Below are 10,806 nucleotides of genomic sequence, written 5' to 3' on the forward strand. Positions count from 1 at the left end.
GACAGGTTTGCGTGAACCGGCCACAAAGTTCGGCGGCGTGGTGAACCGGCTAGAGGGTTACGTCGCCGAGGCCAAGCTGACGGGCCAGCGCCAGCACGTCCTCGCCGGCGACGCCGGGCTTCAGGCGCGTCAGCGTCAGCCGCGTCGCCGGCGCGCCACCAGCCTCGACCTGCTCTTCATCGACGGCGCCGAGCACCGCGAACTCCCGGGCTACCAGGACCGCGCCGTTCGGATTGGCGAAGATGCCGAGCGGGATGCTGACGGCGCGGGTGTCGGCGTCGAGCGCCTGCATGTACTGGGTGAGCTCCGGCACCTGCGTCGCCATGGCGTTGGCGGCCGCATGCGCGCTGGTGATCGCTTCGTCCTGGGCCTGCGGCGTGGTGTCGGCATAGGAGAAGAGGCCGGAAATGAAGTTGGCCGTCATCCCCACCAGCGAGCGGTCGCCCGCGGAAGCCGAGGCCACGCGGGTCGGGCCGGTTTCCTGGTAGGCCGGACCCGAATAGCTGGCCATCAGCATGCGGGTGTCGTCGCCTTCGAGCGGCGCCGGGCCGACATATTCGATCTGGACGTCCGTCGAACCCCTGCCGACATATCCGAGCATGTTGGCAGCGCGGTGCGAAAGGTCGATGATGCGGCCGGGCATGTAGGGGCCGCGGTCGTTGACGCGCACCACGACGGAGCGGCCGTTCTGCTGGTTGGTGACGCGCACGTAGGACGGTAGCGGCAATGTCGGGTGAGCCGCGGTGATGGCGTTGGCCGAGAAGATCTCGCCATTGGCCGTGCGGCGGCCGTGGAAGTCCGCGCCATACCAGGACGCCTGGCCCTGCGCGGCATAGCCGGCCGGATTCTCCTGCGGGACGTAGGTCTTGCCGCGCACCGTGTAGGGCTTGCCGACCATCTGGCGCCCGCCGCCCTTGGGCGGATTGGGATTGTTCGTGACACGCGGGGAGACGGCGACGCCGTATTCGGACGAGGTGAAGGCCGAGCGCTTGACAGTCGGCCCGACGCCACCACCTGAACAGGCGGCGAGGACTGTCGCGGCCGCGGCCGTCAGGATGAAAAGGCGGCAGGTTCGGTAGGGCATACGGCTGGCAAAGCTTCGTTCGAACGAAAAAACGCTGATAATTTAACTCAATGGCGACGTGCCGGCGCGCATAGAAGCGCGTCGTGGTTGAGAGGACGTTAAAGGTGACAAAGCGTTAGCGTTGGGCGTAGCAAGCGCGTGCGATGCGTTAACCGAATGCTGGCGCTGCGTTGACGCATCCGACCTTGCCGGCAGAGGGATATAAAGATATCTTTATGCGATCTGCCCCGCCTGGTCGGAGCAGGAAATCTGGAAGAAAGACGAGAAGACTCATGAGCACCCAAGGCGAGAGCGCTCGACATCCTGCAACGCACCTGCCCGACGGGGCGGAAGTGCGCGCGGCCATCACGGCCGCCGCGCGGGAACGCATCCTCATCCTCGACGGCGCCATGGGCACCATGATCCAGCGCCTCAAGCTCACCGAGGAGGATTTCCGCGGCGAGCGGTTCAAGGACTGGCACCTGCCGCTGCGCGGCAACAACGACCTGCTTATCCTGACCCAGCCGCAGGCCATCGAGGATATCCACTACGCCTACGCCAAGGCGGGCGCCGACATGGTCGAGACCAACACGTTCTCGTGCACGAGCGTCGCGCAGGCCGATTATGGGCTCGAGGACGAGGCCTATATCTACGAGCTCAACTACGAGGGCGCGCGGGTGGCGCGGCGGGCGGTCGAACGCGCAACGGCTGAGGACGGCAAGCGCCGGTTCGTCGCCGGGGCGCTGGGCCCGACCAACAAGACTTCGTCCATGTCGACGGACGTCAACAACCCGGGCCACCGCTCGATCACCTTCGACGAGCTGGTCGCAGCCTACGGCAAGGCCATCGAAGGCCTGCTCGACGGTGGCGCCGACACCCTGCTCTTCGAGACGATCACCGACACGCTCAACACCAAAGCCGGCATCTTCGCGGCCGAGAAGGTTTTTGCACAACGCGGCCGCTCATTGCCGATCATGATCTCGGGCACGATCACCGATCTTTCCGGGCGCACGCTTTCCGGCCAGACGCCGACGGCGTTCTGGCATTCGGTGCGGCATGCCAAGCCGCTCACCATCGGCCTCAACTGCGCGCTCGGCGCCAACGCCATGCGTGCGCATATCGGCGAACTCAGCGACGCGGCCGACACGCTCATCTGCGCCTACCCCAATGCGGGCCTGCCCAACGAGATGGGCCAGTACGACGAGAGCCCGGAGTTCATGGCCGAGCAGATCGAGGGGTTCGCGCGCGACGGCTACGTCAATATCGTCGGCGGCTGCTGCGGCTCGACGCCGGACCACATCAGGGCCATTGCCGAGGCCGTCGGCAGGCACGCGCCCCGGCAGGTGCCCGAAGTCGAGACGCGCCTGCGCCTCTCGGGCCTCGAGCCCTTCACGCTCACCGACGACATTCCGTTCGTCAATATCGGCGAGCGCACGAACGTGACCGGCTCGGCGCGCTTCAAGAAGCTCATCACCTCCGGCGACTATGCTGCCGCGCTGGAAGTCGCGAGAGATCAGGTCAACAATGGCGCGCAAGTCATTGACATCAATATGGACGAGGGCCTGATCGAAAGCCAGAAGGTGATGGTCGAGTTCCTCAATCTCCTCGCTGCCGAACCCGATATCGCCCGCGTGCCGCTGATGATCGACTCCTCCAAGTGGGAGGTGATCGAGGCGGGCCTCAAATGCGTGCAGGGCAAGGCGCTGGTCAACTCGATCTCGATGAAGGAAGGCGAAGAGGCCTTTCTCCACCATGCGCGGCTGGTCCGCTCCTATGGTGCTGCCGTCGTCGTCATGGCGTTCGACGAGCAGGGCCAGGCCGACACGCTCGAGCGCAAGGTCGAGATCTGCACGCGTGCCTATAAGCTCCTCACCGAAGAGGTCGGCTTCCCGCCCGAGGACATCATCTTCGACCCCAATGTCTTCGCGGTCGCGACCGGTATCGAGGAGCACAACGGCTATGGCGTCGCCTTCATCGAGGCGACCCGGCAGATCACAGCCACCCTGCCCCATGCCCACATCTCGGGCGGCGTCTCCAACCTCTCGTTCTCGTTCCGCGGCAACGAGCCGGTGCGCGAGGCGATGCACTCGGTGTTCCTCTACCACGCCATCCAGGCGGGCATGGACATGGGCATCGTCAACGCCGGGCAGCTCGCCGTCTACGAGACGATCGATCCGGAGCTGCGCGAGGCGTGCGAGGACGTCATCCTCAACCGCCGCGACGACGCGACGGACCGGCTCCTGGAGCTTGCCGAGCGCTACAAGGGCCAGGCGAGCGGTGAAGCCAAGGGCAAGGACCTCTCCTGGCGGCAATTGCCGGTCGGCGAGCGCATCAGCCATGCCCTCGTCAACGGCATCACCGAGTTCATCGAGGCCGACACCGAGGAGGCGCGCCAGCAGTTCGCGCGTCCGCTCCACGTGATCGAAGGCCCGCTGATGGACGGCATGAACGTCGTCGGCGACCTCTTCGGCTCGGGCAAGATGTTCCTGCCGCAGGTGGTCAAGTCCGCCCGCGTGATGAAGCAGGCCGTCGCCTACCTCCTGCCGTTCATGGAGGCCGAGAAGCTCGCCAATGGCGAGAGCGAGAGGAAGAGCGCAGGCAAGGTGCTGATGGCGACCGTCAAGGGCGACGTGCACGACATCGGCAAGAACATCGTCGGCGTCGTGCTTGCCTGCAACAACTACGAGATCATCGACCTTGGCGTGATGGTGCCTTCCAGCAAGATCCTCGAGACGGCGCGCGCCGAGAACGTCGACGTCATCGGCCTTTCCGGCCTCATCACCCCCTCGCTCGACGAGATGGTGCATGTGGCGGCCGAGATGGAGCGCGAAGGCTTCGACATTCCGCTGCTCATCGGCGGGGCGACGACCAGCCGCGTGCATACGGCGGTCAAGATCCACCCGCGCTACGAGCGCGGGCAGACGGTCTACGTCAACGACGCCAGCCGCGCCGTCGGCGTCGTCTCGAACCTGCTGTCGAGCCAGAAGGACAAGTTCGTCGCCGACATCCGCGCCGAATACGCCAAGGCTGCGGCCGCCCACGCCCGGGCGGAAGCCGAAAAGCAGCGGCTGCCGCTGGCGCGGGCCCGCGCCAACGCGTTCCGCCCGGATTGGGACGGCTATACGCCGCCCAGCCCCAAATTCCTCGGTACGCGCATCTTCGAGAACTTCGACCTCGCCACCCTCGCCCGCTACATCGACTGGACGCCCTTCTTCCAGACCTGGGAACTGAAGGGGCGTTTTCCGAAGATCCTCGAGGACGAGAAACAGGGCGAGGCGGCGCGCCAGCTCTACGAGGACGCGCAGCGTATGCTCAAGCAGATCATCGAGGAGAAGTGGTTCGCCCCGCGCGCGGTTATCGGCTTCTGGCCGGCCAACGCCGTCGGCGACGATATCCGGCTCTTTGCGGATGAGACTCGCAAGGACGAGCTCGCCACGCTCTTCACGCTGCGCCAGCAGCTGACCAAGCGCGACGGCAAGCCCAACATGGCGCTCGCCGACTTCGTCGCGCCCGCCGAGAGCGGCAAGGCCGACTATGTCGGCGGGTTCGTGGTGACGGCGGGCATCGAGGAGGTCGCCATCGCCGAGCGCTTCGAGCGCGCCAACGACGACTATTCATCGATCCTCGTCAAGGCACTGGCCGACCGCTTCGCCGAAGCGCTGGCCGAATACATGCACGAAGAGGTGCGCAAGGACCACTGGGGCTATGCTGCGGACGAGGCGCTGACGCCCGATGACCTCATCCTCGAGGGCTATCGCGGCATTCGCCCTGCCCCCGGCTATCCGGCCCAGCCGGACCACACGGAAAAGACGACGCTTTTCCGCCTGCTTGACGCCGAGAAGGCAGCCGGCGTCACGCTGACCGAGAGCTATGCCATGTGGCCGGGCTCGTCGGTTTCGGGCCTCTACCTGTCGCACCCGGAGGCCTATTACTTCGGCGTCGCCAAGGTCGAGCGCGACCAGGTGCTCGACTATGCGGCGCGCAAGGGCATGGAGGTCGAGGCGGTCGAGCGCTGGCTCGGCCCCATCCTCAACTACACGCCCGGCCCTGCGATCCAGGCGGCCGAGTGATGGCCGGCCAGTTCGACACCGCCGGCAGAGCAATCCCGGTGACGGTCATCGGCCCGGGCGAGGCCATGCCGCTGCCCGGCCCGGGCGTTGCCGTGCTGCGGCTGGAACCGGAAACCGGCCACGCCCACGCCAACGGCGACTACTGCCCCGCGTGCGAGGCGCGCTCGGACGTGCGGGCGCAACTCTTCGATCTGCTGGAGGGTGCGCGGCAGGGCTTGCGGCCGGCATTCCGCTCGGTGCTGCTGGACGCCAGGGCACTGGCGGATGTGGAGCCGGTGGTCGCGGCGCTCGAAGGGCGCCTGCCAGCGCGAGCGATGCGAGACCACACCGTAGGGCGTCGGTTCAGAGTGGCGGGTGTGACCGCGTAACAGGAAGGCCCCCTCACCCGCCCTACGGGCGACCTCTCCCCCGAAGGGAGAGGTGAAAAGGGCACGCGGCGGCACCTCTCCCTCTGGGGGAGAGGTCGGCCCTGCTTGCAGGGCCGGGTGAGGGGGCCTTCGTGGATCGCGCCGGTTAAACCGTCAAATCCTTCGGCGGCTCCAGCCCGTTGATGAGGCTTGCGGTCGTCACAGTATTGGCCAGCAGGCACGCGATGGTCATCGGACCCACACCGCCTGGTACGGGTGTGATGGCCCCAGCCACCTCCACGGCAGCAGCGAAATCCACGTCGCCGATCAGCCGCGTCTTGCCTTCGCCCTTCTCGGGCGCCGGCACGCGATTGATGCCGACGTCGATGACGGTGGCGCCCGGCTTGATCCAGTCCCCTTTGACCATCAGCGGACGCCCGACGGCCGCGACGACGATGTCGGCGCGACGCGCCACCTCGGCGAGGTCGCGGGTGCGTGAGTGGGCGATGGTGACGGTGCAGTTCTCGCGCAGCAGGAGCTGGGCCATCGGCTTGCCGACGAGGTTGGAGCGGCCGATGACGACGGCGTTGAGCCCTTCGAGCGAGCCAAGGTGCTCACGCAGCAGCAGTAGGCATCCGAGCGGCGTGCAGGAGACGGGGCCCGGCAGACCGATCTGCACCTTGCCGACATTGGCCGGCGTGAAGCAGTCGACGTCCTTATCCGGCGAGATGGCGTCGATCACCTTGTTCGGATCGATGTGATCCGGAACCGGCATTTGCACAAGAATACCGTGCACTTGCGGATCGTTGTTCAACTTGTGAACGAGCGCCAGGAGGTCCGCTTCGGGCGTATCGGCCGGCAACTCGTGCTTGAAGGACGCCATGCCGAGCTCGACGGTCTGCTTGGCCTTGCTCGACACGTAGACCTGGCTTGCCGGGTCCTCGCCGACGATGACGACGGCCAGGCCCGGCACGATGCCATGTTCGGCCTTGAGCCGCTCCACATGGGAAGCCACGCGTCCGCGCAGCTTTTCGGCAAAGGCTTTTCCATCGATGATCGTCGCGGTCATGAGGTCACTCCGGCAGGGATTTGGCCTGTGCATAGTGCCTGGCGGCCCGTATTGGAATAGGTGTCGAGTTTAGGCAAGTTAGGTCACTCATATTGCTGGATTTTTTCCTCTAGGACTGATTAGCCTACACTTCCGGATCGGCCGGACGCAGGAGGGATGCGATGTCAGTCAGGAAGTTCTTCTTCGGTTTGATGGCTGCGGCCATGATGATGCTGGGCCATGCGGGCCCGAGCCTTGCGCAGGACAACAGCACGCGAGTCATTGTGCCCGATCGTCCGGGCGGGGCGCTGATTGCGGGGTGCTACCGCGTCACGCGCTCGATCTACGGGCCCTATCGCCTGACCTTCTGCCTCGAGCGGCGCGGCACCTATCAGGTGACGGGCGGCGGCGTGAACTGCCAGGGGCGGCTCAACTGGACGGCGTCGGGACGCGATGTCTCCATCCAGCTGCAGCGCTCGCGCTGCGGCAATGGCGTCGCCTGGAGCGCCGACCGCATGAGCTGCCGCGGCGCTGGGATATTCCAGGGCATTCTGTCGCGCATCCTGGTGCCGGATGTGCCCTATCTCGGGGCGCTCAACTGCACCTATCGGCCGGCGGCGGGCGGCTACCAGCCGACGACCATCACGGCGCGACGCTTCAACTGATCGCTTAGCATCGAGGCAAATGAAAAGGGCCACGCCGCATCTCTGCTGGCGTGGCCCCGATTGGGAAGCCAGTTCACCGCGCTGTTGAGGGCTTGGGGGACAAGCGGCGAACGAATCTTCCCTGGCTCACCGGTGCATGGGTCGCTTGCTTGGCCAGTGAACTGCATTCAAGATGGCGCGCGAATGCGGCATTAAAAGAGCTATCACCGAAAGGTGAATGTGTTTTTTGCTCTCCCACCCCGCTTGCCGCCGAGGCCGATTGCTGGCATGCCGGAAGAGGCCGCCCGGAGGCCTGTTTGGCCCGGTGATCGAGCCAGGCCGCAGCCCTGACGAGAAGCATATGAGCAACATCAGAACGACGATCAGCCCGCCGCCCCTCGAGAAGAAGTCGTTCACCGAGCCCGCTGCCGCCTGGGAGTATCTGGCCCATATCTACCACCGCAATACCGGGTTCGTGCGCGACAAGCTCGAGGCGCTCTCGCGCGGGACGGTGCCTGAGGGGCGGGTGCGGGCCTGCTATCCGCAGATCGAGGTGCGCTCGACGAGCTACGGCAAGAGCGAATCCACCCTGCCCTACGGCTATCTCCACACGCCCGGCATCTACCGGACGACCGTGACGTCGCCGGACCTCTTCCGCACCTATTATGAGGAGCAGTTCGCGGTCATCCTCAAGAACCACGGCGGCACCATCGACATCGGGGAATCGCAGACGCCGATCCCGCTGCACTTCGCGCTCGCCGCCAATGCGCCGATCGACGGGGCCGCGCTCGCCGAGCTCGGCATTCCCTTGCGCGACGTGTTCGATGCGCCGGACCTGACCCATACCGACGACGAGATCGCCAACGGCACCTTCGTGCCGCCGCCCGGCGGCCCCTACCCGCTCGCCGCCTTCACGGCGCCGCGCGTCGACTATTCACTCTACCGGCTCAACCACTACACCGGCACCGAGCCCGAGCATTTCCAGAATTTCGTGATTTTCACCAATTACCAGTTCTATATCGACGAATTCTGCCGGGTCGCCTACGAGTACATGGAGGCCGGGCACCCGCACTACGAGAGCTTCGTCGAGCCCGGCAACTACGTCACCCGCAACGCGCGGCTCGGCGGCGGCACGACGGGCGTGCAGGCGACCCGCACGCCGCAGATGCCGGCCTATCACCTGACCGCCGGACGCAGCCGCGGCATCACCATGGTCAACATCGGCGTCGGCCCATCCAACGCCAAGACCATCACCGACCACATCGCGGTGCTGCGGCCCCACGCCTGGATCATGCTCGGGCACTGTGCGGGCCTCAGAAACTCGCAGGAGCTCGGCGACTACGTGCTCGCCCATGCCTATGTGCGCGAGGACCACGTGCTCGACGCGGATCTGCCGCTTTCCGTGCCGATTCCGGCGCTCGCCGAGGTGCAGGTGGCGCTTGAGCAGGCCGTGCAGGAGATCACCCAGCTCGAGGGGCTGGAGACCAAGAAGATCATGCGCACCGGCACCGTCGCGAGCTTCGACAACCGCAACTGGGAGTTGCGCGACCAGGCCGAGATCGTGCGGCGCCTCTCGCAGTCGCGCGCCATCGCGCTCGACATGGAGAGCGCCACGATTGCCGCCAACGGCTTCCGCTTCCGCGTGCCCTACGGCACCCTGCTCTGCGTCTCCGACAAGCCGCTGCACGGGGAACTCAAGCTCCCCGGCATGGCCTCGGACTTTTATCGTACGCAGGTCAACAAGCACCTGCTGATCGGGCTGCGGGCGATGGAGATCCTGCGCGACCAGCCGGCCGAGCGGCTGCATTCACGCAAGCTCAGGAGCTTTGCCGAGACGGCGTTCCAGTAGCGCCCCAATCAGGAATCGGTGTCATCGTCCTGAAAAATCGCTTCGATCGTCTCGCCCAGAAGCCTCGCAATCTTGAAGGCGAGAGGCAGAGAAGGATCGAAGCGGCCGCTTTCGATGGCGATGATCGACTGCCTCGAAACACCGAGTTTATCTCCGAGGACCGCCTGTGACCAACCACGGGCGGTTCTCAATTCCTTGAGCCGGTTCTTCAAGCTTCCCGGCCTTCCAGGCGGGAAAAATAAAGCGCACCGATCGAATATGCGGCCCAGTAGATGGGATTGAGCCAGAACATCGGGATCCCTGCCGCGTCCACGAACAGCTCGAAATACCCCCATGCCGAGGCCAGCAGCAGAAGCACCGTCAGGCCGAAGAATATCGCCTTGAGTTGGATGCTGCGCAGATACTCGTCGATCTCCCAGAGGTAACGCCATAGAGCCCATAACGGCGTCAGAAGAGCGGCGATGGGCAGGATGCTGCCGATCCACAGCAAAGGCGTGGAAACGGCGTCCGTTTCCTCGGCCCACCTCAGGACTAGGCTGAACAGAAGAAAAATCGCCATCGACACTGCCGTCACGGTAACGAAACGCCGATTGGAGTGACTTTGCATGAAGCGCGTCTCCTTCGAGTAAGGTGTACTTTACATTGCCAGGTCGCTTTGTCAAGTTAGCTTTACATTACCGGGCGGCTGCGCCACCTCGCTGCCTCGCCGAAACGGCCTTGTGGCGGACTAGCCGTTCAGTAGGATGACCACCTTGCCGATGGTATGGCCCTCGCCTACCCGGCGCAGGGCCTTGGCGCCTTCGGCCAGCGGCCAGGTGCTGTCGACGATAGCCTTCAACTCGCCTCGCACACAGCGGGCGGCGAGATCGTCGAGGCCGGCGATCGTCGGCTTGTGCACCAGGATGCCGAGGCTCTGGCCGTTGCGCTTGCCGACGGCGCCGCCGAACACCGCCACCTGCAGCAACGCACCGATCCTGCCGCCGATGACGACAAGATTGCCGCCGGGGTTCAGCGCCCGCGCGAAAGCCGAGGGCGAGCGCATGGCGATGACGTCGAGGATGAGGTCGTAGAGTTCGTTCTCGGCGGTGAAATCGGTCGTGCGGTAGTCGATGAAGCGGTTGGCGCCGAGCGCCAGCAGCGCCTCGCGCTTATCGGCGCGGTCGACGGCGGTGACGTGCGCGCCGGCGTGCTTCGCCAACTGGATGGCGAACGTCCCCACTCCTCCACCTGCCCCGTTGATCAGCACCCGCTCGCCGGGCTTGAGATCGCGCTTCTGTAAGCCCTTGAGGGCGAGCAATCCGGCCTGCGGCAAGGCCGCGGCTTGCGTAAAGCCGAGCGCTTCGGGCTTGATGGCAAGCGCATCGGCCTTGGCGGCAACGTATTCGGCGAACCCGCCCCAGTCGCCTTCGGAAATGTCGCCGAAGACGGCGTCGCCGACCTTGAGGCGCTCGACGCCCTCACCGACCGCGACGACCGTTCCGGCGATGTCGGCTCCGAGAATCCTGTGCGGCGGCTTGAAGAGACCGCCGACGCGGCCGAGCATGCTGCCGACCATCAGGTCCCAGTCCCAGGAATTGACCGAGGACGCGGCGACGCGCACCAGCACTTCGCCGGCAGCGGGCGCGGGCACGGGCACGTCCTCGAGCCGCAGGGTTTCGGGAGGGCCATATGTGTCGTAGACCAGCGCCCGCATGCCCTCGCCTCCCGCCTGGGTGTGTCAGGTTTATGGGAATTGGCGGCTCCATCGCCTCCCTCCCCCTTGAGGGGAGGGATTGAGGGTGGGGG

9 protein-coding genes are annotated in these 10,806 nt (G+C 65.6%); 4 read left to right on the forward strand and 5 right to left on the reverse strand.

Going from position 1 to position 10,806, the window contains the following annotated elements; translation table 11 throughout:
* Positions 1–49: 49 nt before the first annotated feature.
* Complete coding sequence (locus VE25_RS22060) at positions 50–1,084, reverse strand: septal ring lytic transglycosylase RlpA family protein (protein WP_052732083.1); 1,035 nt, start codon at positions 1,082–1,084, stop codon at positions 50–52.
* A gap of 272 nt (positions 1,085–1,356) precedes the next feature.
* Here VE25_RS22060 and metH point away from each other — a divergent pair, with 272 nt between their 5' ends.
* Both metH and VE25_RS22785 read left to right on the forward strand, forming a co-directional pair.
* Positions 1,357–5,133, forward strand: coding sequence for a methionine synthase (metH, locus tag VE25_RS18625; protein WP_046110158.1), 3,777 nt, complete (start codon positions 1,357–1,359; stop codon positions 5,131–5,133).
* A complete protein-coding gene (locus VE25_RS22785; RefSeq protein ID WP_046110159.1) occupies positions 5,133–5,501 on the forward strand; it encodes a hypothetical protein in 369 nt (122 codons plus the stop codon). The genes metH and VE25_RS22785 overlap by 1 nt, the downstream gene beginning before the upstream one ends.
* Positions 5,502–5,646: 145 nt before the next feature.
* Here VE25_RS22785 and folD read toward each other — a convergent pair whose 3' ends face one another.
* Positions 5,647–6,549, reverse strand: coding sequence for a bifunctional methylenetetrahydrofolate dehydrogenase/methenyltetrahydrofolate cyclohydrolase FolD (gene folD, locus VE25_RS18635; protein WP_046110160.1), 903 nt, complete (start codon positions 6,547–6,549; stop codon positions 5,647–5,649).
* A gap of 161 nt (positions 6,550–6,710) precedes the next feature.
* On the opposite strand from folD, the gene VE25_RS18640 reads away from it, so the two are divergent.
* Both VE25_RS18640 and VE25_RS18645 read left to right on the forward strand, forming a co-directional pair.
* Complete coding sequence (locus tag VE25_RS18640; RefSeq protein ID WP_046110161.1) at positions 6,711–7,193, forward strand: hypothetical protein; 483 nt, start codon at positions 6,711–6,713, stop codon at positions 7,191–7,193.
* A gap of 340 nt (positions 7,194–7,533) precedes the next feature.
* Positions 7,534–9,021 (forward strand): AMP nucleosidase, encoded by a 1,488-nt coding sequence (locus VE25_RS18645; protein WP_046110162.1) that lies wholly within the window; start codon positions 7,534–7,536, stop codon positions 9,019–9,021.
* An 8-nt stretch (positions 9,022–9,029) separates the two neighbouring features.
* Here VE25_RS18645 and VE25_RS23230 read toward each other — a convergent pair whose 3' ends face one another.
* From VE25_RS23230 to VE25_RS18660, 3 genes are all read right to left on the reverse strand, one after another.
* On the reverse strand, positions 9,030–9,233 hold the full coding sequence (locus VE25_RS23230) for a helix-turn-helix transcriptional regulator (RefSeq protein WP_046110163.1): 204 nt from the start codon (positions 9,231–9,233) through the stop codon (positions 9,030–9,032).
* Complete coding sequence (locus VE25_RS23235; RefSeq protein WP_046110164.1) at positions 9,230–9,628, reverse strand: hypothetical protein; 399 nt, start codon at positions 9,626–9,628, stop codon at positions 9,230–9,232. The genes VE25_RS23230 and VE25_RS23235 overlap by 4 nt, the downstream gene beginning before the upstream one ends.
* 120 nt (positions 9,629–9,748) lie before the next feature.
* Complete coding sequence (locus VE25_RS18660; RefSeq protein ID WP_046110165.1) at positions 9,749–10,714, reverse strand: NAD(P)-dependent alcohol dehydrogenase; 966 nt, start codon at positions 10,712–10,714, stop codon at positions 9,749–9,751.
* Between the last annotated feature and the right edge of the window lie 92 nt (positions 10,715–10,806).

The organism is Devosia geojensis (genome assembly GCF_000969415.1).
GTDB lineage: Bacteria > Pseudomonadota > Alphaproteobacteria > Rhizobiales > Devosiaceae > Devosia > Devosia geojensis.

What these genes read in the sequence shown, in the direction of transcription:
- VE25_RS22060 (WP_052732083.1), bottom strand. Translation starts at nt 1,084, where the DNA reads ATGCCCTACCGAACCTGCCGCCTTTTCATCCTGACGGCCGCGGCCGCG.
- metH (WP_046110158.1), top strand. Translation starts at nt 1,357, where the DNA reads ATGAGCACCCAAGGCGAGAGCGCTCGACATCCTGCAACGCACCTGCCC.
- VE25_RS22785 (WP_046110159.1), top strand. Translation starts at nt 5,133, where the DNA reads ATGGCCGGCCAGTTCGACACCGCCGGCAGAGCAATCCCGGTGACGGTC.
- folD (WP_046110160.1), bottom strand. Translation starts at nt 6,549, where the DNA reads ATGACCGCGACGATCATCGATGGAAAAGCCTTTGCCGAAAAGCTGCGC.
- VE25_RS18640 (WP_046110161.1), top strand. Translation starts at nt 6,711, where the DNA reads ATGTCAGTCAGGAAGTTCTTCTTCGGTTTGATGGCTGCGGCCATGATG.
- VE25_RS18645 (WP_046110162.1), top strand. Translation starts at nt 7,534, where the DNA reads ATGAGCAACATCAGAACGACGATCAGCCCGCCGCCCCTCGAGAAGAAG.
- VE25_RS23235 (WP_046110164.1), bottom strand. Translation starts at nt 9,628, where the DNA reads ATGCAAAGTCACTCCAATCGGCGTTTCGTTACCGTGACGGCAGTGTCG.
- VE25_RS18660 (WP_046110165.1), bottom strand. Translation starts at nt 10,714, where the DNA reads ATGCGGGCGCTGGTCTACGACACATATGGCCCTCCCGAAACCCTGCGG.